Below are 24,130 nucleotides of genomic sequence, written 5' to 3' on the forward strand. Positions count from 1 at the left end.
ACTTAAATCCAAGATATCAAAGCTGGATTCAGTTACCTTAGAGATAATAATTGATGGCATCTTTGACTATGAAAGCTTAGATGATGTGAAAAAGTATATTAACTAACTGAAAAGACCTAGTGCCCTACTTTTTCGAAAACAGACAGGTGCGGCAAAGAACACAAGGGGACTAAAGAACACAAGGGGACTGACCCCTTGTGTTCTTTGCCATTCCCTTGTGCCACTACACTATAAAATAAAGGAGTATAAGGACAGGACAAAACTGAACTTGATAATTATTTTAATTCATTTTCCACTTGCCTTATTGTTTCTTTTAGTTTAGTAGCTGATTCATTTAACATCAATTGTTCGTCTTCACTTATGTTAATATTAAATATTCTGTCTATACCTTTAACATTTACTACCGACGGTAAACTCAAAGCCACATCTTTTATTCCGTATTCGCCGTCTAGCACGCTTGAAACAGTCAATACAGAATTTTCGTTGCCCAGCATTGCTGAAAGAATGTTTGTTGTAGCAAGACCGATGCCATAATATGTTGCACCTTTCTTTTTTATTATCTCAGCACCCGCATCTCGAACATCTTCTATTAATTTTGACTTTTCTACAGCACCGTCCTTACCCGAATCTGCCCAAAATTCCTCTAATGGTTTACCGGCGATATTTGCAGTGCTCCACAAAGGCACTTCACTGTCACCGTGTTCACCTATTATGTAAGCATGAACATTTCTTACGTTGACTTCACAGTTTTTGCCAATTAAATACTTAAATCGTGCCGTATCCAGTGTTGTGCCTGTACCTATAACTTGATAACGAGGTAAACCGGATATCTTTTGAGCAAAGTAAGTAAGAATATCCACTGGATTCGATACTACCAAAATAATAGCATCACTGGTGTACTTGGTAACATTTACAATCACATCTTGAACAATCTTAACGTTGATTTTTGCAAGGTCTAGCCGCGACTGTCCGGGTTTTCTGTTGATGCCTGCAGTTATAACGACGATATCGGCATCTTTACAATCACTATATTCGCCTGCCCTAATGTCTACTTGCTTTACATAAGCAAGTCCATGGCTCATGTCCATAGCTTCTCCTTCAGCCTTGTCCCGATTGACATCGACAAAAACAATTTCAGATGCGATTCCGCTTACCACTGCCGTATAAGCAATAGTTGAACCTACGAAGCCCGCACCCACCATTACAATTTTCCCTTTTGCTTTCTTTTTCATAAGTTGTCCACTCCCCAGATCAGTTTCTGATTTATGTTATAATACAATCTACTACACATTGTATATATTATACATCCTGTTATATATAAGTAAATGAATAAGCAAGATAAATTTGGATAAATTTTCGCGGTTTTACAATACTAAGATATGATTTTAAGGCTAAATCTTATTAATGTGCCTTTTTTCACTAAATATCAATTATTAAATTAAGCTTGAAATTAACCGGCCTTTAAAGTGCTAGACAATACTATACTAATTACACCTAAAATGCCCATAATCACATCAAGTTGCCACCTAGGTTTAGATACAAGCATAAAATAAGTACCAGGAATTAACGAAAATAGTGCTATTAGACCCCATGGTGTGCCAATAAACGCATAAACAAACATGTTCAAAGCATTTTTTAGTATAAGCACATGAATAAACATAGCGACCGCATAGCCTACTATTCCAAGACCGATTAGGAAACGGACAACCTCAGCCCTTTTTGGTTTTTCCATAATTTTGGCCTCCAATAGAAATATTAAAATTTATTACATTATACCATATATTCACTAAGTATAAAATATTTATGTTTCTTATCTTTTACTGATAATAAGTAAAATCATCAGAAAATGTAATTTTGCAAATATTCGACATAACCTAAATAAAAGTGATACAATTATTTATATATTCTATTTACAGGAAGTGTGTGAGATGAAAGTAGTATTTATAACGCCGGCCAGTGATTTATGCCGGATGTTCCTCTACAGGTTGGGGAGCAAGGTTTACGGACAGAGAAACTCCATCACAGGTCCATTAATTCTTGGCAGAATATTAAAGGATGCAGGCCATGATGTCTCTGTATATGAAGAACTTTATGCAAATGTTGATTACTCCAAAATCATGGATGCTGATGTATACTGTATATCAACAATGACATCAACTGCTCCAAGAGCGTATTTTCTCGCAGATAGGTTACACAAAGAAACAAAAGGGCGTGTTATTATAGGTGGGATGCATGCAAGCGCATTACCTGAAGAAGCGGCTTTACACGCAGATCAAGTGGTTGTGGGAGAAGCTGAAACCGTAATACGCGACGTCATAGAAGGCAAAATCACCGACAAAATAGTTTATGCACCGCGCCTTGAAAATCTTGATGATGCACCGTTTCCTGATTATTCTCTTTTAAAAACTCCCTGCTCATGCGCAAATGTTATGACAACAAGAGGATGCCCTTTTTGCTGTTCTTTTTGCACTACTTCACGCATGTTCCATCCTTATAGGGAAAGAAGTGTTGATAGTGTGATGGAAGAACTTAGATACTATAAAAGCATTGGTTTTAAATACATGAACTTTGAAGATGATAATTTTACTGCAAATAAAAAAAGAGCAAAAGAAATTTGCCGTAGAATGATAGAAGAGGACCTTGTTTTTAGAGAAACATTTTTCTTTGGCAGGACCGACATGGCAAATGATGAAGAATTATTGGATCTTTTGGAAAGAGCGCATCTTACAAGGGTGCTTATAGGAATTGAATCGTTAAATCAAAAATCATTAGATACAATAAATAAACACCAGACGGTTGAAGATATAGAAAAATGTGCAGAGACTTTATCCCGCCACAAAATCAGAATTATTGCAAGTTTAGTGCTAGGCATTGATGATGACGGTAAAGAAGATATTAGAAAAAGTGTTGATTTTGCAAATAAAATCAATGCTTATCAGCTTCAGCCTGCAATTCTTACACCATTCCCGAAAACCGCAGTATATGAACAATATGAAAAAGAAAACAGGATGATGACAAAAGATTGGAGCCTATTTAATATGGCATATGTAACATTTATACCAAAAAAGATGAGCCCTTGGGAGCTCCAAATAGAAATAATAAGGGCATTAAAGAGATTTTATGCTTTTCTGCCGTCTTTTAAAATAGGAAAAATCTTTGGTATAGGTTATGGACTTCGCCGGTTGGGCATCTGGCTTATTGCAAAAATCGGAATCCCGGGAGTAAATCTTATAGCAAATTTTGCAAAAGGCACCTATATTTATAAACTAAAGCATATGACGCCTGAAGAAATTATAAAATCCGAAAATATTGGCACGCCAGCAACTAAATCTTAATAAGCAAATAAGCAAGTGCCTGGTAAGTTAACCGGTACTTGCTTATTTAAAGTACACAGCAATAAAACCTATTATGACCGTCACTATTAATCCAAATGCCCATTTCTGAATCCCAATGATTTCTTTATGAATGTCATCGAATTTCTCATCTACTTTATCAAACCTTGAGTCCATTTCCTTTCTCATAGACTCAAACTTAGCATCAGTTTTATCTGACAGAGCTTTTATTTCTCCATGAACTACCTCAAATTTAGTATCTACTCTATCAAATTTTGCATCCATACGTCTCTTAAATCGTTTATTTGCTGTGACAGATAAAAATATCCGGATGCATAAATCTTCGGTTCTGCAGGTCTTTTTGCGTTTTGTCCGTCATTTCCTGCGCCTCTGCCATCGATTTCCTTTTCCGCCATATCCATCACCTTCTTCCTTTCTATAACCATTATAGCATGAATTTCTATAATTTTCTATTAAACTGTCATCCTTTCATCTTTATGAATTATTATAATTGGAAATGCATCTATCACTTTTAAGATTTTTGCTAAATACTTCAAGATGTTTAACGATAGTTTATATATCATAACTTTGGTATATCGATTAAGGAACAGGAAATCAGAAGCAAAAAGTGGCTAAAAGTTTTCTATGATATCATTTAATATTTTCAGTTGTTTAGGTGTAAGATTTTTTGCATTTTGCATAAGGCGCAGATACTCAGGAGGCATTTCTTCCGCATCTGTGCTAAAAAAGTCCACCAGTGTAATACCCAAAGCCTCACATATCTTTTCTAGTGTCTCGATGTCGGCTTTTCGGTTGTTATTTTCTAGTTTGCTTATGACAGGTTGAGATATGCCAGTAATTTCAGATAATTCATATGTTGTTATCTTCTTTGCCATCCTAATATCTTTAAGGTGTTTTCCTACATTCATATTTATAACCCCTCTAAAAAATTCCAAAATAGAATTTCGATATATTCATTTTACTTAAATAAGAGAGAAATAGCAAGGTATATCAAGAAAAGAACGAATAAATTAAGCCTATTAAGTTTATTTTGGAATTATTGATTTGAAAATTATTCTAATTAATTCTATAATAGAATTAAAAGGAGGCTCGCTTATGTTTGGCCAGAAGATAAAACAAATCAGAAAGCAGCATAATCTTTCTCAATCTGAGCTTGCAAGGAGGACTAAGATATTTAACCAATCTCAGATTAGCAAAATAGAAAACAATACGCGATTTCTGAAGGCCAATGAGCTAAAAATTATTGCTGAGGCACTGGGGGTGAGTATAACAGAGATATTGGACAAACCGGCCTAGGCCGGAAGAAAAATTCCAGACAATAAATGCAAAGGAGAGGGTTTTGTTGAAGTATGATTTTGATGAAATAATTGATCGCTCAGGAACAAATTCGGCGAAATGGGACAAGAATACGTTAAAAGAAATGTTCGGCGCAGAGGATGTTCTGCCTTTTTGGGTAGCCGATATGGACTTTAAGGCAGCTCAGCCTATTATCGATGCGGTGGTAAAGCGAGCTGAGCATGGGATTTATGGTTATAGCAGCAGAACTGATTCGTATTATGAATCGATAATAAACTGGACAAAGAGGCGGCATGGATGGGAAATAGAAAAGGAGTGGATTAATTTTACCCCTGGTGTCGTGCCTGCCATAAACTACGCAATTCAGGCTTTCTGCATACCCGGTGACAAAATAATAATTCAAAATCCGGTATATTACCCTTTTCATGACGCAATAAAAAACAACGGCTGTCACATAATAGACAGCACACTTAAATTTAATGGCGAATACTATGAAATGGATTTCGAAGACTTTGAAAACAAGGCGAAAGACCCAAAGGTCACGCTATTTATATTATGTAGTCCCCACAATCCCGTATCAAGAGTATGGACAAAAGAAGAACTGGAAAAAATAGGAGACATATGCTGCAGAAATAATGTTTTAGTTATTGCTGATGAAATTCACAACGATTTAGTTTTTTCAGGGTATAAGCACACCATGTTTGCATCTATAAAAGAAGAATTTGCCCTAAACTCTATCACATGCACTGCACCAAGCAAAACCTTTAACCTTGCCGGCATGCAGGCTTCCAATATCATTATACCAAATCCCCTGCTTCGAGAAAGATTTCAAAGGATTTTGGAGAAAAATGCAATCGGCGGTCAAAACCCCTTTAGTATTGTGGCGCTTGAAGCTGCATATAACGAGGGGGAAGACTGGCTAAATCAACTTTTGGCCTATCTTGAGGGGAATATTGAATTTATCCATGAATACTTAAAAAAGCATCTTCCGAAAGCAAAACTTATTGACCCACAAGGCACTTACCTGGGCTGGCTTGATTTTAGAGGATATGAAAAGGATGGCAAAAAACTAGAAAGCCTTGTTTATGGCAAGGGAAGGGTAGCGTTGGACGGTGGAACATGGTTTGGAAATGGAGGAGACGGATTTATAAGGCTAAACTTTGCATGCCCGAAAATATTGCTTAAAGAGGGGCTTGAGAGAATAGCCAAAGCAATAAATGAGGAATACAACTAAAATAAAACTTGCATAAGGAGAGAAGGCAATGGACGATACGACTGTCAGCACCAAGGATCTAAACAGGGTTCTAGGCAGATGGGACCTTATGGCGATGGCTGTAGGTCAAATTATCGGAGCAGGCATTATGTCGATGACCGGAATTGCTATCGGTATGACGGGTAAATCAGTATTCTGGGCGTTTCTGATTGCTGCAGTTTTTGTGCTTATACAGGAAATTCCTGTTATAATATTGGGCGGGACAGTGAGAATGAGAGGAGGAAATTATACTCAGATAGCATTTTTGACAAGTCCTAAGTGGGCCGGTATGTATATAATTACATATATCGTAAGCAATATATCAATAGCAATGTATGCACTTTCATTTGCTGATTATTTTCTGTCTCTTGTGCCGGGAGTGCCTCACAAACTTGTGGCCGGCGGCATAATGACGCTATTTTTTATAACGAACTATTTTGGAATACAGCAGGCTGCAAAGCTGCAAAACATAATGGTTGTGGTTCTGGCGACCGCTCTTGCGGTGTTTACAGCATTTGGAATACCTAAAGTGCAGCCGGGGTTTTTTAGCGAACCATATTATATGACGTCAGGCATAATTGGACTCCTTTCCACAGCTGCGTTTTTGACCTTTGCTACAGGTGGAGCAAGTATCATACTAAACTACGGAGCGGAAGCAAAAGATCCGGTAAAAGACATGCCATTTGTGATAGTAGTAGCGACATTGGGCGTTGCCCTTCTTTACGGTTTGATGTCAATTGTTGCAGCCGGAGTTCTTCCTGTGCCGGAGGTTGCAAATAAGCCGCTAACAGTAGTAGCGGCTGAAATCCTTCCAAAGCCTCTATATGTATTTTTTATAGTATGTGGAGCGCTTTTTGCACTGACAACTACCCTAAATTCTCAAATAGGCGGCATGACAAAACCAGTGCTTCAGGCATGTGTTGACGGCTGGTTTCCTAAAACCCTCGGCAGGCTTCATCCAAAATATAAGACGCCGGTTTACCTGCTCTTGCTTTTCTATATAGTTGGAATGCTGCCGATTTTGACAGGATGGGATATTGGATTTGTAGGAAACATGGTACTATTTATAAACCGGGGGTTTTTAATAGTTCTTTCTGTTTCCATAGTGAGACTGCCTAAGGTTATCCCTGAAATATGGAAAAAATCCAAGTTTCATGTAAGCAGTGGTATGCTTTGGTTTTTTGCCTTAATTTCTGTAGGAATAAATATAGTGAAAACCTTCCTGCTGGCAAGAAATATTTCTAAGGCCGCGGTTATCGGTAATCTCTGCATCTTTGCTTTTGCCATAGTCTACGGATTTCTTTTAGAGAAAAAAGTAACCATGGAAATCAGCTATGAAGAAAGCTGATTAGCCATGGTCACAGTAAAAACTGAGCTTAATAGAATAATAACACAAACAGCATAACAAGACAACAAAAGGCCGGACTTTATTTAGAGTCCGGCCTTAAACATTTAATAAAAAATTTTTATTGCATTTGTAAATTGTTTTTGATAATATAAATTGTAATTTTTTGCAAAGGGGGAATGGCGTTCTTAACATTAAAAGCGTTAAGGCGCCTTTTTCTTATTTACATCCTAAAAATTTAATAAATGGGAGAGCGCATATTTATGCCAAAGTATTCAAAAGAAGATGTAATGCGAATGGCCAAAGATGAAAATGTCATGTTTATAAGGCTGCAATTTACCGACATATTCGGTGTGCTGAAAAATGTAGCTATAACAGTAAATGAACTGGAAAAGGCTCTAAATAATGAAATCATGTTTGACGGGTCTTCTATTGAGGGATTTGTGCGCATTGAGGAATCAGATATGTATTTAAGACCTGACCCATCAAGTTTTGTAATATTTCCATGGGGGCAGAACAACGGCAAGGAAGCTCGCCTCATATGCGACACTTACAATCCTGACGGCACGCCGTTTATCGGATGCCCTCGGAATGTGTTAAAGAAAGCGCTGGCAGAAGCTGCTCAAATGGGCTATGAAATGTCGGTGGGACCCGAATGCGAATTTTTCTTGTTTTTAACGGATGCAGAAGGAAAGCCTACACTTAACACTCATGATAAAGCCGGTTATTTTGATTTAGCTCCGGTAGATTTAGGTGAAGATGCACGCCGGGATATGTGCCTTACGCTGCAGCAAATGGGTTTTGAAATTGAGGCATCCCATCATGAAGGCGCTCCCGGGCAGCATGAAATTGATTTTAAATATGATGATGCCCTTATGACGGCTGATAAGATAATGACATTTAAAATGGTGGTCCGCACAGTTGCCAAACGCCATGGTTTACATGCAACCTTTATGCCCAAACCTATATACGGTATAAGCGGCTCGGGGATGCATACAAACCAGTCGCTCTCTAAAAACGGTAAAAATATATTTGATGACCCCAGCGGTGTGCTAGGCTTGAGCCAAGAAGCTTATTATTATATGGGCGGCCTTATGAAACATGCAAAAGGAATGACGGCTATTACAAATCCGACAGTAAATTCCTACAAAAGACTTGTAACAGGCTACGAAGCCCCTCTTTATATAGCTTGGTCTCCTAAAAATCGCAGCCCGTTAATACGTGTTCCGGCAAAGCGCGGATCTGCAACAAGACTTGAGCTGCGCAATCCGGATCCTACAGCCAATCCTTATCTTGCACTGGCGGTAATGCTAAAGGCCGGTCTTGACGGAATAAGAAATAAAATTCAACCACCGCCACCTGTTGATAAAAACATATTTGACATGAACCAGGATGTAAGAGCAGAGTATGCCATAGAAAGCCTGCCCCAGAATTTAGAAGATGCTATTTGCGAGATGGAAAAGGATCCTCTGATTCGCGAAGCCTTAGGTGAACATATTTATACTAAATATGTAGAAGCTAAAAAATTAGAGTGGGACGAATACAAGACAAAGGTATCTTTGTGGGAGATAGAAAGATATATAAGCGAGTTTTAACATATTTAGGAAGCGGCACTTTTGTTGAATCAGAAGCTAAATAGTGATAAAATGCCAGTGAGGTGTTGCAAATGAAAGTTAAACCGGAAGAAGTAGATTATATAGCTTCATTATCAAGACTAATACTTTCGCAAGAAGAAAAAGAAATATACGCAAATCATTTAAGCCAAATACTAGAACATGCCGAACGCTTAAAAGAACTAGATACAGATAACGTAAAACCTACAGCACATGTTTTACCCATGACTAATGTTTTTCGAGAAGACGAAGTCAAACCCTCCCTTGATAGAGGTGTATTGCTCAGCAACGCACCGGAAGTGGAAAGCGGCTGCTTTAAAGTGCCTAAAATTGTGGAATAAGGGGTGTAATTAGGTGGAATTATATAGACTTACTGCTTGCCAGGCTTATGATATGCTAAAAAAACGTGAAATAAGCTGCCGTGAGCTTACCCAATCGGTCATAAAACGTATCGAAGATGTGGAAAAAGACATTGATGCATATCTTTACCTTGATACTGAGCAAGCCCTCAAACAAGCTGACAAGGTGGATAGATTAATTGCATCAGGAAAAGAACTTGAACCCTTAGGCGGTCTGCCGATAGGGATAAAAGACAATATGTGTACAAAAGGCATGACGACTACGTGCGCATCCCGAATGTTGGCAAATTTTGTTCCGCCTTATGACGCTACTGTAGTTAAAAAGCTCAAAGATAGACATGATATAATTCTTGGTAAACTGAACATGGACGAATTTGCCATGGGATCCTCCACGGAAACCTCTGCGTTTAAAAAAACAAAAAACCCTTGGGATATTTCCAGAGTGCCGGGAGGTTCTAGCGGCGGGTCGGCTGCAGCTGTTGCAGCGGATGAGGCATTTTTTACGTTAGGTTCTGATACGGGAGGTTCCATCAGACAGCCTGCCTCTCTGTGCGGAGTTGTAGGCATGAAACCTACTTATGGAGCAATATCCCGTTATGGCCTTATAGCTTTTGCATCCTCTTTGGATCAGATAGGACCTTTTACAAAAGATGTGACAGACTGCGCCATGGTACTAAATGCCATAGCAGGTCACGATGCAAACGACTCCACATCTGCTGTAAGGGAATGTCCGGATTATAAGTCTGCTTTAATAGACGACGTAAAAGGTCTCAAAATAGGTGTCCCGAGGGAATACTTTGGCCAAGGCATAAATGAAGAAGTGAAGAAAGCTGTAATAGACGCAATTGAATTGCTTAAAACCTTGGGAGCAGATTATGAAGAAACTTCGCTCAAATATACGGATTATGCCCTGTCGGCTTACTATCTAATAGCTTCGGCTGAGGCAAGCTCTAATCTTGGACGATATGATGGGGTAAAATACGGCTACAGAGCGGCAAACTATGAAGATATGATAGATATGTATAAAAAGACACGCAGCGAAGGATTCGGCAGTGAGGTTAAGCGCCGGATAATGTTAGGGACTTATGCACTAAGCTCCGGGTATTACGATGCCTATTATCTGAAAGCACTCAAAGTGCGCACACTTATAACAGAAGATTTCAAGAAGGCCTTTGAAAAATATGATGTGTTAATAGTTCCTACATCTCCTACGACGGCATTTAAAATCGGAGAACGCATAGATAACCCCATGGAGATGTACTTATCAGATGTTTGCACAGTACCTGTTAATATAGCAGGCCTGCCGGCCTTGTCAATGCCCTGCGGATTCGACAGCCGCGGCTTACCGATAGGGCTGCAAATTATAGGAAAGGCATTTGACGAAGAGACTATACTGCGTGTTGCTTATACCTTTGAAAAGAATACAAAATTTCACAATAAGAAACCTGACGAAAGGTGATAAAAGGAAATGGATATAAAGACTCTTATAGGTTTAGAAGTCCATGCCGAACTGGCTACAAAAAGCAAGATGTTTTGCAGCTGCAGCACCCAATTTGGAGCAGAGCCTAATACCCAATGCTGTCCTATATGCACAGGAATGCCGGGCGTGCTGCCGGTACCCAATAAAAAGGCTATAGAATATGCTGTAAGAGCCGGATTAGCATTAAACTGCACTATTTCGGAATTTAGCAAAATGGACAGAAAAAATTACTATTATCCGGACCTTCCCAAGGCGTATCAAATATCTCAATATGATTTGCCTTTGTGTGTCGGTGGGTATATAGATATAGAAACCGACAGCGGTCCTAAACGGATAAATATCCGGCGGGTTCACATAGAAGAAGATGCAGGAAAGCTGCTGCATGAAGGGTGGGGCGATAGCTCACTGGTAGACTACAACAGATCAGGGGTTCCGCTGATAGAAATAGTAACCGAGCCTGATATGAATTCGGCGGCGGAGGCAGGGGCTTTTCTTGATAAGTTAAAAGCGATACTTCAGTATATAGAGGTATCCGACTGCAAAATGGAAGAAGGGTCTTTACGCTGCGATGTAAATGTAAATGCCGTATCAAGTGATGGATCAAGAGCCACGGCAATTACCGAGATGAAAAATCTTAATTCATTTAAAGCAGCTATAAAAGCTATGGAATATGAAGAAAAGCGCCATCATGATGCCATTGTGCATGAGACGGCTACGGTCCATGAAACTCGCCGCTGGGATGAAGCAAACGGTGAAACAGTGCCGATGAGGAGCAAAGAAGAAGCCCATGATTACAGATATTTTCCTGAACCGGATCTTGTTCCGATAGTATTGAGCAGAGAATATGTAGAAGAAATAAGAAAAAGTCTTCCTGAGCTGCCTGACGAAAAATACCGCCGCTTTATAGCCCAATATGGCCTGCCTGAATATGATGCAATGGTTCTAACATCTTCAAAGGATTTAGCGAATTACTTCGAAGAATGTGCAGCAATTTACAAAGACGCAAAAGCCGTAAGTAATTGGCTGATGGGGGATGTCCTAAGGGTATTAAATGAAAAAAGCTTATCTCCTTCGGATATACCGTTTCCCCCTGCATATTTAGCACAGCTCTTAGAATACATCGATGAAGGAACTATAAGCACTACCATAGCAAAGAAAGTATTTGATGAAATGTTTGCAACCGGCAAAGCGCCCGGCACAATAATTGAAGAACAAGGCTTAGTGCAGATAAGCGATGAGGATGCCCTTTTAAAAGTAGTAAAGCAGGTTCTGGAAGATAATGAGCAATCGATAGCAGATTACAAAGCCGGCAAAAAGAAAGCAATGGGATATCTTGTAGGTCAAGCTATGAAACTTACAAAAGGAAAAGCCAACCCTCAGCTTTTAAATAAACTGCTAGAAGAAGAGTTGAACAAATAAGTACACATACACAGAGGGACGGTTCTTTTGTGCTATTTTGTGTTGCCTTTTATGCTGTTTTAGTTTACAATTTACATCAGGGGCGAGAATATGCCAAGAGCAGCGAGAGATAAAAGCAGTACCGGGATTTATCACGTGATGTTAAGAGGCGTTAACCACCAAATCATATTTGAGGATGACGAAGATTATCAAAAGTTTCTGCGGACACTGAAGCACACCAAGGAAAAAAGCGGCTACATAATTTATGCCTACTGTCTTATGAGTAATCATATTCATTTATTGATAAAGGAAGCAGAAGAAGACCTGGGGATAGTGTTTAGAAGAATCGGAGCTAGTTATGTATATTGGTATAACCGGAAATATGGCCGCCGGGGTCATTTGTTCCAGGATCGATATAAAAGTGAAGCGGTGGAGACGGACAGTTATTTTCTAACAGTGCTCCGCTACATTCATCAAAACCCGTACAATGCCGGAATAGTGGAAAATATAGCTGATTACCCATGGAGCAGCTATCATGAGTATATTGAAGAGCCAAGACTTTGTGATACTGAATTTGGGCTCAGCCTCTTTTCTAGCGATAGGGTAAAGGCAATAAAATTATTTGAGGAATTTAACTTAGCGGAAAATCAGGACCGATGTCTGGACTATGATCAAGGTGTCAGATTAAATGATATGCAAGCTACCGATTTTATTAAAAGTATATGCGATGTCCAGAGCCCAAGCGAAATAGCGCTTTTTGAAAAGGGTAAGCGCAATAAAATCATAAAACAGTGTAGGGAAAAAGGCTTATCCATCAGGCAAATTGAACGGCTGACCGGTATCAGTTTTGGGGTGATACGGGGCGTAGATAGTCGCTAAAGCAATAACTTGCGAATTATTAAAACAAGGCATTATTATTATAATCCAACCGACAGTGAAAAAGAAAGCCACAAAATGGCTTTCTTTTTCGTTAAAAGCAGCTTCAAGATTCCTTGCTCCGCAAATTTTATATCACGGTACAACACCTAAGTCAGCAGAAAACATATTAAAGACCGGGCTAAAACCTTGTGGCAGGAAAATAGATAAAGACGCTACTAAGCTTATTATAACTCCTAAGGTAGAATTTGAAGTATTAGGCGAAGACGGACATCGGATAATTGGCCCCTCAATTCTTAAAAGTGATGAAAAAGAAGTATTAGATTATTTAAAGCAGAAAGGGACATTGCCAAAAGAGGTATTCTTAGATGATATAGTTATAGATTTGAAATAGAATTAAGCAATATAGAAGAAATAATACCTGCTTTTTCTAAAGATTGATACTTATAAACTCGCCCTGGGGCGAGTTTTTTATCTGTGAGAATAGATAGGTTGCGTCATGTTCTGAGGACTCAATATGACTTTCGTTTCTTCCGGTGTCAAAATAGACTTTTCGAGGATTATTTCAGGCACACTTTTGCCGCTTATTATAACCTCTTTAGCAAGCTTTGACGCACCTTCATATCCTATATGAGGCACTAATGCCGTGATAATTCCTACACTTCTATTGACCATATCTTGGCATCTTTCACGATTTGCTGTTATCCCCATTATGCACTTTTCTCTAAATACCTTTATAACATTCGTAAGTATTTCTATAGATTGTATTATATTAAAGACCATTACCGGCTCCATAACATTTAGTTCAAATTGGCCTGCTTGTGCCACAAGAGCAACAGTGTGGTCATTTCCCATGACTTGAAAAGCTACTTGGTTTACAACTTCTGCCATTACAGGATTTACCTTACCGGGCATAATCGATGAGCCGGGTTGAACCGGCGGGAGGTTGATTTCATGAAGGCCGGCTCTTGGGCCCGATGCCATCAATCTTAAATCATTAGCTATCTTTGATAGATTTAATCCTAGAATCTTCAAACTTCCTGAAAAAGCTGCAAGTGTATCTACATTTTGTGTTGCATCTACTAAATCTTCAGCACTATAGACTTGAAAGCCGGAAATCTTTCTCAGGTTTTCTATCGTGGATTCGATATATTCTATTTGAGCATTTAGACCGGTACCTACAGCAGTTGCTCCAATATTCACTTCTTTTAGAGCTTCGGAAGCTGTTTTGATTCTGTGCAAATCTCTGTTAATCACTCGGGCATATGCTCCAAATTCCTGCCCTAAACGAATAGGAACCGCATCTTGAAGATGGGTACGACCCATTTTTATAACATCATCAAACTCCTCGGATTTTTTTAGAAGTGCCTCATGCAAATGTTCTAATTCTGCCAAAAGGCTTTTCACTAATTTTAATATGGCAATTCGAACAGCAGTAGGGAAAACATCATTAGTAGATTGAGACATATTTACGTGGGAGTTTGGTGAAATCAGCGTGTAGTCACCTTTTTTACCTCCGAGAATCTCTATTGCTCTGTTTGCAATTACTTCATTGACATTCATGTTCAGTGATGTTCCGGCGCCGCCTTGTATAACATCTACAACAAATTGGTCTAAGAATTGCCCTGACAAGATTTCATCGGCAGCTCGGATAATTGCATCAGCTCTTTTTTTATCTAATTTCCCCAATTGCATGTTGGCAAGTGCAGCTGCCTTTTTAACCATAACCATAGCAAGTATTAGTTCTTTATGAGGCCTGTAGCCTGTAATAGGGAAATTTTCCAATGCACGTTGAGTTTGTATGCCATAGTAGGCATCAATTGGCACCTTTTTTTCACCTAACAAATCATGCTCTATGCGATACTGTTCCATTTTTTAATCACCTTCCATGTTGATTTTTACAGTAATTTACATAAAACAGCAAGTATTTACACCTACACTGCTCTTTTTTTCCGCTTCAGCAACATCAACACAACGCTTGGCGAGTATCGAAAGAGGATCTATATACTCCTCGGAAAATCCTATTTTCTGTGCCAGCAAAGGCAATTCAGTGCATCCTAAAATTGGCAAGACAGTTTTGCCTCCACAATATTTATTAATAACAAAGGTAAATTCATTTAAAGATATATCAAAGTTTGAAGATTTTACCTTATAAATCCAATCCATGATACGCTCTTTATCATTGTTGTCTGGTTCGATTATTCTTAAACCTACTGCATCAAATGTTTTCTTATAAATTCCCGAGAAATATGTGCCTTTAGTTGCTAAAAGTAAATAATCCTTACAATCTGGTTTCGTATCTTTTAAAAAGATTGCTGTTTCATGTATCATGTTAAGTATTTTTACTTTTGTATATTTAGTTAAATCATCGTAAAAATAATGGGCAGTATTGCAAGGAATTGCTATATAATCGGCTCCCATTGCTTCTAATTTTATAACTGAACGAATCATCTCGACCCTGGGATCTTCTCCGGAACCGCAGATATAACTTGTTCGGTCAGGTATTTCTACATTATTGTCAATAATTACATGCAGATGTTCCTGATCGCTTTTTGCATCAGTGCAACTAATTATTTTTTTAAAAAAATTACTAGTGGCTGCAGGACCCATGCCGCCCAATATTCCAAGTATCATAGCTACCACCTCGAATAGTAAAGTTTATGTTGAATGAATAGGCAACTTTTCGATATTTAAATTTTAAGCCAAGACTGATTCTTGTTCTTTAACAGATTCTTGCAGCTCTCCTTCAGTAGATGCTATCACCACAGCACAAGCCATATTGCCAGTTGTATTAACACAAGTTCTTGCCATATCTAATATCCTGTCAATTCCGCCAATGAGAGCAACGCCCTCTAAGGGAAGGCCAACTGATTGAAGAACCATTGTAAGCATGATAAGTCCTCCGCCGGGAACCCCAGCAGTGCCTATAGAAGCTAAAGTTGCTGTTAATACTACAGTCATCTGTTGTGCAAGATTAAGGTCTAAACCATAGACTTGAGCTACAAATAGTGCGCAGACTCCTTGATATAAAGCTGTGCCATCCATATTGATCGTTGCTCCTAAAGGCAGCACAAAACTGCTAATGGATTTTGGAACACCTAAATTTTCCTCTGTGCATTTCATAGTAATAGGCAGTGTACCTGAACTAGAGCTTGTAGTAAATGCGAGCATCATAGCAGGAGCTGCGCCTTTAAAAAACATGATAGGGTTCATCTTTGTAAAGAGATAAACTGCGCCGGAGTAAACTACAACAGCATGGACGATACAGCTGAGATAAACTGCAATAATCACCTTCAAGAGGGGAAGCAACGCCGATGCTCCGTGCTCTGCTACAACAGGAGCAATTAAACCAAAAACTCCTATAGGTCCAAATTCCATTATTATAGCAACTATCTTGTAACATACTTCTGCCATACTATCAAAAAAATCAAAGAATGGTTTAGCTTTATCGCCTACTAGCGTAATTGAAATTCCCAAAAATAGAGCAAAAATAATAATTTGGAGCATATTAGCCTCAGCCATAGCTTGAATAGGATTTGTTGGAACAATATTTAATAAGGTATCTAACATAGAAGGAATTTCCCCAGCTTCGGTTGTGGCATCTAAAGGAATACTTAAACCAAGACCCGGCTGTAAAATATTAGCAAAAAATAGCCCTAAAGTAACAGCTAAAGCAGTAGTAATTAAAAAATAAGCCAGGGTTTTGATACCTATTCTGCCTAGCTTTCCAACATCGCCGGTGCTCGCGCTACCTACTACTAATGAAGATAATACTAGAGGAACTATGACCATTTTAATAAGATTTAAAAACAAAACTCCTAACGGCTTGATGTAAGTTATTGCAACTTCTGGCGATGATTGAAAAATAAGACCTACTACTATACCTAATACCAATCCGATAAAGATCTTTACAGGTAAACTGAGTTTTTTCATAATTACCCTCCCCTACATTTTGCTAAATATATTAAAAATATAATGCAAATTACATGCCAAATATCAAAGCACTAAGTATTGCGTATATCTTGTAATTAAAATTAAGAAACGGGAGATATTTTTTCCCGTTTCTTAATTAATTTGACCCATTTAGTTTTAATTAAAAAGAAAATAGATTTGGGCAGGTATTAGATTTTAATTAATGATATAACAGCATATCCTTTTTCGGTCAGTATAGTACCTTGCCTTCCTGTGTAAGATTTTACAAACCCCAGAGATTCCGCCTTATTAATCAAATTTCTTATCTGTCCTTCCGTAAGAGGAATATTTTCATTTTTGGCAAACTCTGCTAAGTAGCGCCTTCCCAAGCCGTCTGAGTTCTTTAATTTACTTAAAAGCCACAGCATATCCTTGCCCAATATGTCTAAAAGGAGGGTGTTTTTAGAGACATTGCTGCCTGATATGATGTATTCAGGAAGATCATTCTTGCTTAATTTTTTACCATTTTGCCAAATAACAGCTAAATACTCCATAGCATTTTCTAATTGCCGTATGTTTCCCGGCCAATCATATTCGTATAGTGCCTTAATAGCTTCATTATCTAAAATTTGTTCGATATTGATAATTTGACCATTGCTATAGTTTTTTATAAAATGGTTTGCTAAAACAAAAATATCCGACTTTCTTTCTCTCAGGCTCAATGTCCTAAGAGGCAAGATATTTAATCTGTAGTATAAATCTGATCTAAAATTGCCCTTATTAACTTCTTCTACCAAATTTTTATTTGTTGCAACTATAATCCTTACATCTACAGGGATTTCTTTGATGCTTCCAACCCTTCTTACTTGCCTTTCTTGAATTACTCTCAGTAATGTGCATTGAGATTCTAATGAAGCATCTCCGATTTCATCTAAGAAAATTGTTCCTCCATGCGCCTCTTCAAAAAGCCCCCGCTTTCCACCTCTTATAGCACCTGTAAAAGAGCCTTCTTCATAGCCGAAAAGCTCAGATTCAATTAGATTTATAGGTATAGATGAAAAATTAACAGGTACAAAAGGTCCATTTGCTCGCCTCGAGGCAGAATGAATTGCCTGGGCGAATAATTCTTTTCCTGTGCCGCTTTCCCCCTCTATCAAAATTGTGGAATCTGTAGCCGCAAAAGTCCTAGCTTTCTCAACGAGTTTTTCCATCTCTTTACTTTCATAAATGATATCATCAAAGGTGTAATAACTCTTGACAGCCTTCCTTGTTGTCATTCGGCGAATTTTGTGCTCGTTTTTTTCAATTTCTTCGCTTTTTTCAAAAATATAAATGATTCCATCTTCGCTGTTTTGGCCTTCTATGACTTTGGCAGTAACAAATAGTGTATTATTATGGATTGTGACAATTTCTGACTTATTATGGTTTCGCACAGTTATTTGGGGCAATATGTCATTAATATTTTTTCCAATGATATTCTCCCTGCTATATCCCAAAATATTATGCAATTCCTGATTACTGACTAAGATAGTGCCATCGTTTTTAATGTATAGAATTGCCTTTGATAGACAATTGGCAATAGTATCAAGCCTGCTACTAACTATTTTTAGACCTTTTGCGTAATCGTTTATTTGATTTAGCAGTTCTATTATTTCATTTACATATTGAGAAGACAGCTTATCTGCTAGTTTGTCAATTAATCCGAGCCTTCTTGCTATATCTGCTAATGTTATGATATCTATTTGTCTTGTGCCTATATTAATTACCTTCTTGACTGCATATGGGACAAGATTTGGCTCTCCAACCGTTACGGCAATATTAAGCCTTGGATATGAATCTATACCGGGATAATAAGGGTGATATTTTATATAATTTATCCCTAGCGCCTCTAGCTGTTCTATGGTCTGATATGTTGTCTCGGCTCTGTCGTTTACAAGCAGAACCTCAGTTGCCTTAGGAAGGTCTAATAATTCTGAAATATATCTATGATTTATTACTCGCTGAGCTATAATATAATTTAATCCACGATCTACTAATGATTTAATTTTACCCTTTATAATGCGAGGAGAGGACAGCACAACAAGTGAGTTTGTAATATTAAAATCTAAATCGTCTTCTAGACAATATGGCTCTATTTTAATATATTTGCCAAAAACTTCCTCAAGCTGCACAGATAAATTAATCGAAGTGGTTCTGCCGGGACTCAGCATTATGAGTTTTTCCATAATATTTCACCTCTTGTTCATCTTGTTGTGAATAAAAGAAAAAGAGCGCTTTGCAAGGCTATTTTAACACAAATACGGGAACTTTCCCATCTTAAGACCTTCTTAAAATAACAGAGACTGATACTTCTAAACTTGCTCCGGCAGCAAGTTCTTTATCTGCTCTCCGACATTTTAATTATTATCGATAAAAGTTGCCAAGATTTGTCAGGAACCGTATATACGGTCTGAACATATGGTTATGTAAAAACGCCGTGCTAATTATCAGACGGCGTTTAACTAATGCCCGTTATTTTAATTAATATATATTCTCGCTATTTTTTGCCTATAAGACCTTCTTCTTCAAGAAACTTTCTTGCAACATCAGCAGGCTCTTGTTTATCCAGGTCTACTGCAGCATTAAGTTCAGCCATTTTCTTATCGTCGATGCGCCCGGCAAGCTTATTTAGTAAATCTTCTAGTTCAGGGTGTTTTTCTAACACTTCCCCTCTTACTATAGCTGTTGCGTCATAAGGAGGGAAAAACTTTTTATCGTCTTCAAGGGTCACCAAGCCGAAAGCAGCTATTCTGCCATCGGTTGCAAATCCGCTAATTACATCAACACTGCCTTGAACCAGGGCTTGGTACATCAGTGAAGGATCCATCCCCCGAACATCGCCAAATTTGAATCCATAGTGTTTGCTAAGCCCGGGATAGCCATCGTCTCTTTCGGTAAAGACGTAAGTGCACCCGAGGGTCAGTTTGTCTGCCACCTTAGCAAGGTCGGATATTGTTTTTAAATTATATTTTTCAGCGGTTTCTTTTGTAACTACCATTGCATAGGTATTATTGAAGCCATAAGGCTTCATCCATTTTATGTTAAACTGTTTGTCAAATTCTTCTTTGACGATTCTATAAACTTCGTCGGGATCGCTTATAGGATCTATACCAAGGTTAGTCAATGCAGTTCCGGTGTATTCCAAGTATAAATCTATATCACCGGATTTTATCGCATCGAAAATAACAGTTGCTGCTAAATTAGTCTTAACACTGGTGGTAAGATCGGTATTTTCTTCGATAAGGATCCTGAACATTTCTGCCATTATAAATTGCTCAGAGAAGTTTTTGCCTCCGATTTTTATATCAGGTTCTTTTGGACCGCCACAGCCGATTAAGCTTGTTGCCAAAAATACGCCAATAATTAACAATCCCATAGCAGACAACCATTTTCTCTTCATTTAATATACCTCCCTATGATGATTTTTTTGCCTTACGGATACTTCTCGGCGTTAGCCTATATTCAACATATCCAAGCAACTGATCCGCCAAAATCGCGAGAATTGCAGCAGGAATAGCTCCAGCCAGTATCATATCATTTCGATATATCTGGATTCCGGTAAAAATTAATTCTCCAAGTCCTCCTGCGCCGATGTATGCTGCTATAGTAGTTGTGCCGATGTTTATTACAGTTGCAACCCTTATACCCGCCATGATTACAGGCAAAGATTGGGGCAATTCTACCATTCGCAGTATTTGAAAGTCCGTCATTCCCATGCCTCGTCCTGCTTCGATCATAAAGGGCGAGACTTCCTTTATACCCGTATAGGTGTTTTTTACTATGGGAAGCAGGGCATACAGAAACAAGACCAATATCGCAGTTTTTCTGCCAATGCCAAGAAAAGGTATCAGGAGGCCAAAAAAGGCTATACTGGGAATTGTTTGAAATATACTAGAGATGGCAAGTATTGGGCTTGCCAGGTATTTATAGCGGGTTATTGCTATGCCGATAGGGACACCAATTGCTATGGCAGCAAGTATCGCGGTTCCGGTAAGTGTAAGGTGTTGAAGCAGCAATTCAAATATACGATCGTAATTATTTATGAAAAATGTAATTAGCTTCATTTTTTGTCCTCTCCTTTCCCTCGATTAGCTGTTGCCCCCAAAACATTGACTAAACTGGATCGGGTGACAAGCCCTACAAGCCTATTGTCGCTGCTGACGACTGGCACATAACCCACTTGTTTTTGTGCCATTATTGAAAGCACCTGGCTTACGTTAGCATCTTCATTTACATAATAAACCTCTGTCTTTACTATTTCGGATATTTTTTCTACTTTGTCGAAGCTTTGAAGCACATCGTTTGCGGTAACAAGCCCTATAAACTTTTCAGATCGGTCTACGACCATAAGGCTATCAACTTTTTCTCTTCGCATTTTTTCCAATGCTTGAGTTAAAGTTCTTTCCGGAAGAATTGTTACAGGTTCTGTTATCATAATATCTTTAACTTTGATTAATTCAGGCCTTTTGAGCAATCGATCTCTCCCAATGAACTCCTCTACAAAACCATGAGCAGGATTTTTCAATAATTGCTCGGGAGTATCATATTGGAGTACCTTTCCGTCCTTCATAATAGCTATTTTATTTGCAAGCTTTAACGCCTCATCCATATCATGGGTAACAAAAACAATGGTTTTTCCAAGCTTATCCTGCATGTCCAAAAGTTCGTCTTGGAGGGTTGCTCTGGTAATAGGATCGAGCGCTCCGAAGGGCTCATCCATCAAGATTATATCCGGATCTGCCGCAAGGGCTCTGGCTACGCCTATTCGTTGCTGCTGACCGCCGCTTAGCTCATCAGGATAGCGGTTGTAGAATTTAGACGGGGGCATCCCCACCATTTCGAGCAGTTCTTCTATTCGCTCCTTGCGCTTGGCCTCAGGCCAATTTTTTAGATATGGCACAAGACCGACGTTTTGAGCAATGGTCATATGGGGGAAAAGCGCAATTTGCTGTATGACATAACCGATATTTCGCCTTAGCTCTACCGGATCTACTTTGCTTATGTCAGTTCCGTTAATGTAAATTACACCCTCGGTCGGTTCTATCAAACGGTTAATCATCCTTAAAGTCGTGGTCTTCCCGCAACCGCTGGGACCAATCAATACAGTGATTTCGCTGGAAGGCAGATCTATTGTCAAATTGTCTACAGCGATTTGCTCTCCAAATTTCTTAGTGACATTTTTAAAGCTTATCAAAAAAAGCCCTCCCTTCTTTTTTGCAGAAATTTAAGCAACTGATAAAATAAAAACAAAGCCATGGAGATCCATAGCTTTGTTTTATCAACAAGCTCAACAACTATCAACCTCCTCTTGGCACGCTTACGAGGTTAGCTGACGGGTTCAGGTCCAAGAGTAACCCTACTTCGTATAAGAAGATACACCCCAAGAAATTGGTTCCCCCGTTCCTTTATAAAAGGATTAAGCGGTATATTCAGAATATGTTTTTCTTTATTATAACAAATATTATAAAATATTGTCAATGCATAGAAACTTTAGGGCAGGTATAGCCCGCTCTAAGAGCTTAAATATTTTTTCTTCTACAAGCAGGAATTTATCCATTACAAGAGAATTTTCTCCATAAAGACCTCACCTTTCTATGAGTTTCCACAGCACAGAGGGACTGACCCCTTGTGCTACGCCCGAATGAATTTTTCCTGCAAAAAACCTAGAAAACAGCACAGAGGGACTGACCCATTGTGTTCCTCCAAAAAACCTAGAAAACAGCACAAAGGGACTGACCCCTTGTGTTCTTCTTACCAGCAATTAGCACAAAGGGACTGACCCCTTGTGTTCCCTTGTTATGTGGCCTCCCCTTGTGCTACGCCCGAATGAATTTTTCCTGCAAAAAACCTAGAAAACAGCACAGAGGGACTGACCCCTTGTGTTCAGGATTGACCTTGTATTTTTCAAATGATATAATGAAGGTGTTGATGTGGCAGGAAAAGCACCTGTATATGCACACAATTTGCCGCAACATATACCGTAAAAGTGCTTATAAAAATTACTTAGGGAGGTATGTGTAATGGCGTACACTGAACCTGTTGACAAGTTAGACAATCATACCCTTAATATTTCCAGAGCACTAACCAGTTTAAAAGAAGAAATTGAAGCAATAGATTGGTACAACCAAAGAGTCGATGCATCGGATGACGCAGAGCTAAAGGCTATAATGGCACATAATCGGGATGAGGAAATCGAACATGCAACTATGCTAATCGAATGGCTTAGAAGAAACATGGACAAATGGGATGGCGAGCTTAAAGACTATCTGTTTACAACAGCTCCCATTACAGAACTGGAAGGCCAAGCGGCCGATGACGGAGAAGCAAAACCCGGATTAAATATTGGAAATTTAAAATAAGGGGAGGGTGTGCATTATGTTTAACAGAGAGCAAGCTCCTATAAGCGCAAAAGCGTGGGAAGAAATAGATGAAAGAGCAGAAAAGGTTTTAAAATCCTATCTTTCGGCAAGAAAAGTTGTAAAAGTAAATGGTCCTTACGGATTAAGCTTTAATGCAATATCAGAAGGAAGATTAACAGATGTTGAAGAGGCTGGAGCGCTTTGCTGTGGGGTTTACAAAGTACAGCCTTTAACAGAAGTAAAAGTTGAATTCGAAATGGACAGATGTGAATTAAACAATATTGACCGAGGAGCGCGAGACATCGATTTTGAACCTCTGGAGGAAGCTGCTAAAAATATTGCACTGTTTGAGGAAAATGCTGTATTTAACGGCTTGGAGAAAGCCTCTATTGTTGGCATAAAGAATTCCGTAAAGCACGATGCGATACCCTTTGGAAAAGACCAGACAGCAATAATGGAGGCAATATCAAAAGGTCTCATAACCCTTAGGAAATCATACCAGGAAGGCCCTTATGATCTTGTGGTAAGCGATAAGGTGTACACAAGAATCATGGCGGCTGATGGAGAGTATCCTCTTGATGAAAAAATAGAGGATCTGATCGGCGGAAAGATAGTATTCAATCACGTTATTGATGGAGCATACTTACTGCCTCATGACCATGATGATTTGGAATTTACGATTGGTCAAGATTTTGCAATAGGATATAAATGCCATACTGCTGATAAAATCAAATTCTTCATAAAGGAATCCTTCACCTTTAGAGTTTTGGATCCAACCCTGATAGTTAAATTTAATCTTGATTAAATAATGTAGGCAGGAGAATAAAATCTCCTGCCTTTGCTGTATC

24 protein-coding genes and 1 riboswitch are annotated in these 24,130 nt (G+C 38.6%); of the genes, 12 read left to right on the forward strand and 12 right to left on the reverse strand.

Features of this window, described 5'->3' with window-relative positions; translation table 11 throughout:
• Positions 1-275: 275 nt before the first annotated feature.
• Positions 276-1,232: an L-lactate dehydrogenase gene (locus BUE08_RS04430; protein WP_213951900.1), complete on the reverse strand. Its 957-nt coding sequence runs from the start codon at positions 1,230-1,232 to the stop codon at positions 276-278.
• A gap of 218 nt (positions 1,233-1,450) precedes the next feature.
• A complete protein-coding gene (locus BUE08_RS04435; RefSeq protein ID WP_059033105.1) occupies positions 1,451-1,732 on the reverse strand; it encodes a hypothetical protein in 282 nt (93 codons plus the stop codon).
• Positions 1,733-1,928: 196 nt separating this feature from the next.
• Here BUE08_RS04435 and BUE08_RS04440 point away from each other — a divergent pair, with 196 nt between their 5' ends.
• Entirely contained in the window at positions 1,929-3,335 is a 1,407-nt protein-coding gene (locus BUE08_RS04440; RefSeq protein ID WP_059033103.1) for a B12-binding domain-containing radical SAM protein, read from the forward strand.
• Positions 3,336-3,377: 42 nt separating this feature from the next.
• Here BUE08_RS04440 and BUE08_RS04445 read toward each other — a convergent pair whose 3' ends face one another.
• The 3 genes from BUE08_RS04445 to BUE08_RS04455 form a co-directional block, all read right to left on the reverse strand.
• Positions 3,378-3,617 carry a hypothetical protein gene (locus BUE08_RS04445; protein ID WP_286680436.1) on the reverse strand — a complete coding sequence of 80 codons (240 nt, stop codon included), beginning with the start codon at positions 3,615-3,617 and terminating at the stop codon, positions 3,378-3,380.
• Positions 3,593-3,754 carry a hypothetical protein gene (locus tag BUE08_RS04450; RefSeq protein WP_238142672.1) on the reverse strand — a complete coding sequence of 54 codons (162 nt, stop codon included), beginning with the start codon at positions 3,752-3,754 and terminating at the stop codon, positions 3,593-3,595. The genes BUE08_RS04445 and BUE08_RS04450 overlap by 25 nt, the downstream gene beginning before the upstream one ends.
• Positions 3,755-3,964: 210 nt before the next feature.
• On the reverse strand, positions 3,965-4,261 hold the full coding sequence (locus tag BUE08_RS04455) for a helix-turn-helix domain-containing protein (protein WP_059033099.1): 297 nt from the start codon (positions 4,259-4,261) through the stop codon (positions 3,965-3,967).
• Between the two features lie 187 nt (positions 4,262-4,448).
• On the opposite strand from BUE08_RS04455, the gene BUE08_RS04460 reads away from it, so the two are divergent.
• The 9 genes from BUE08_RS04460 (at position 4,449) to BUE08_RS04500 (ending at position 13,366) form a co-directional block, all read left to right on the forward strand.
• Positions 4,449-4,649, forward strand: a complete 201-nt coding sequence (locus BUE08_RS04460; protein ID WP_059033098.1) for a helix-turn-helix domain-containing protein — start codon at positions 4,449-4,451, stop codon at positions 4,647-4,649.
• 46 nt (positions 4,650-4,695) lie between these two features.
• Positions 4,696-5,883 carry a MalY/PatB family protein gene (locus tag BUE08_RS04465; protein WP_059033096.1) on the forward strand — a complete coding sequence of 396 codons (1,188 nt, stop codon included), beginning with the start codon at positions 4,696-4,698 and terminating at the stop codon, positions 5,881-5,883.
• 28 nt (positions 5,884-5,911) lie between these two features.
• Entirely contained in the window at positions 5,912-7,249 is a 1,338-nt protein-coding gene (locus BUE08_RS04470) for an APC family permease (protein ID WP_286680437.1), read from the forward strand.
• Positions 7,250-7,509: 260 nt separating this feature from the next.
• The gene (glnA, locus tag BUE08_RS04475; protein WP_213951810.1) at positions 7,510-8,841 is read left to right on the forward strand and encodes a type I glutamate--ammonia ligase; all 1,332 of its coding nucleotides are present in this window, start codon (positions 7,510-7,512) and stop codon (positions 8,839-8,841) included.
• 71 nt (positions 8,842-8,912) lie between these two features.
• Positions 8,913-9,200, forward strand: a complete 288-nt coding sequence (gatC, locus tag BUE08_RS04480; RefSeq protein WP_059033089.1) for an Asp-tRNA(Asn)/Glu-tRNA(Gln) amidotransferase subunit GatC — start codon at positions 8,913-8,915, stop codon at positions 9,198-9,200.
• A 13-nt stretch (positions 9,201-9,213) separates the two neighbouring features.
• On the forward strand, positions 9,214-10,677 hold the full coding sequence (gatA, locus tag BUE08_RS04485; protein WP_213996538.1) for an Asp-tRNA(Asn)/Glu-tRNA(Gln) amidotransferase subunit GatA: 1,464 nt from the start codon (positions 9,214-9,216) through the stop codon (positions 10,675-10,677).
• A gap of 9 nt (positions 10,678-10,686) precedes the next feature.
• On the forward strand, positions 10,687-12,117 hold the full coding sequence (gene gatB / locus BUE08_RS04490) for an Asp-tRNA(Asn)/Glu-tRNA(Gln) amidotransferase subunit GatB (RefSeq protein WP_213996540.1): 1,431 nt from the start codon (positions 10,687-10,689) through the stop codon (positions 12,115-12,117).
• A 90-nt stretch (positions 12,118-12,207) separates the two neighbouring features.
• Complete coding sequence (locus BUE08_RS04495) at positions 12,208-12,975, forward strand: transposase (RefSeq protein ID WP_213951813.1); 768 nt, start codon at positions 12,208-12,210, stop codon at positions 12,973-12,975.
• Between the two features lie 55 nt (positions 12,976-13,030).
• Positions 13,031-13,366 (forward strand): hypothetical protein, encoded by a 336-nt coding sequence (locus BUE08_RS04500; RefSeq protein ID WP_213996541.1) that lies wholly within the window; start codon positions 13,031-13,033, stop codon positions 13,364-13,366.
• Between the two features lie 77 nt (positions 13,367-13,443).
• Here the strand turns inward: BUE08_RS04500 and aspA are convergent, their stop codons facing one another.
• From aspA to BUE08_RS04535, 7 genes are all read right to left on the reverse strand, one after another.
• The gene (gene aspA, locus BUE08_RS04505; RefSeq protein ID WP_286680438.1) at positions 13,444-14,844 is read right to left on the reverse strand and encodes an aspartate ammonia-lyase; all 1,401 of its coding nucleotides are present in this window, start codon (positions 14,842-14,844) and stop codon (positions 13,444-13,446) included.
• A 36-nt stretch (positions 14,845-14,880) separates the two neighbouring features.
• Positions 14,881-15,606, reverse strand: coding sequence for a cysteate racemase (gene cuyB, locus BUE08_RS04510; protein ID WP_286680439.1), 726 nt, complete (start codon positions 15,604-15,606; stop codon positions 14,881-14,883).
• Positions 15,607-15,669: 63 nt separating this feature from the next.
• A complete protein-coding gene (locus tag BUE08_RS04515) occupies positions 15,670-16,905 on the reverse strand; it encodes a dicarboxylate/amino acid:cation symporter (RefSeq protein ID WP_273038987.1) in 1,236 nt (411 codons plus the stop codon).
• A 188-nt stretch (positions 16,906-17,093) separates the two neighbouring features.
• A complete protein-coding gene (locus BUE08_RS04520; protein WP_286680440.1) occupies positions 17,094-19,109 on the reverse strand; it encodes a sigma-54 interaction domain-containing protein in 2,016 nt (671 codons plus the stop codon).
• 311 nt (positions 19,110-19,420) lie between these two features.
• Positions 19,421-20,323 (reverse strand): ABC transporter substrate-binding protein, encoded by a 903-nt coding sequence (locus BUE08_RS04525; RefSeq protein ID WP_059033071.1) that lies wholly within the window; start codon positions 20,321-20,323, stop codon positions 19,421-19,423.
• 13 nt (positions 20,324-20,336) lie between these two features.
• Positions 20,337-20,987, reverse strand: a complete 651-nt coding sequence (locus tag BUE08_RS04530; RefSeq protein WP_213951820.1) for an ABC transporter permease — start codon at positions 20,985-20,987, stop codon at positions 20,337-20,339.
• Positions 20,984-22,117, reverse strand: coding sequence for an ABC transporter ATP-binding protein (locus BUE08_RS04535; RefSeq protein ID WP_059033067.1), 1,134 nt, complete (start codon positions 22,115-22,117; stop codon positions 20,984-20,986). The genes BUE08_RS04530 and BUE08_RS04535 overlap by 4 nt, the downstream gene beginning before the upstream one ends.
• A gap of 106 nt (positions 22,118-22,223) precedes the next feature.
• A riboswitch (cyclic di-AMP (ydaO/yuaA leader) is annotated at positions 22,224-22,356 on the reverse strand.
• A 587-nt stretch (positions 22,357-22,943) separates the two neighbouring features.
• On the opposite strand from BUE08_RS04535, the gene BUE08_RS04540 reads away from it, so the two are divergent.
• Both BUE08_RS04540 and BUE08_RS04545 read left to right on the forward strand, forming a co-directional pair.
• The gene (locus BUE08_RS04540) at positions 22,944-23,282 is read left to right on the forward strand and encodes an encapsulin-associated ferritin-like protein (RefSeq protein ID WP_059033065.1); all 339 of its coding nucleotides are present in this window, start codon (positions 22,944-22,946) and stop codon (positions 23,280-23,282) included.
• Positions 23,283-23,298: 16 nt separating this feature from the next.
• Positions 23,299-24,087, forward strand: a complete 789-nt coding sequence (locus BUE08_RS04545; protein ID WP_273038726.1) for a family 1 encapsulin nanocompartment shell protein — start codon at positions 23,299-23,301, stop codon at positions 24,085-24,087.
• Positions 24,088-24,130: the final 43 nt, after the last annotated feature.

This window comes from Tepidanaerobacter sp. EBM-49, assembly GCF_001896645.1.
GTDB lineage: Bacteria > Bacillota > Thermosediminibacteria > Thermosediminibacterales > Tepidanaerobacteraceae > Tepidanaerobacter > Tepidanaerobacter syntrophicus.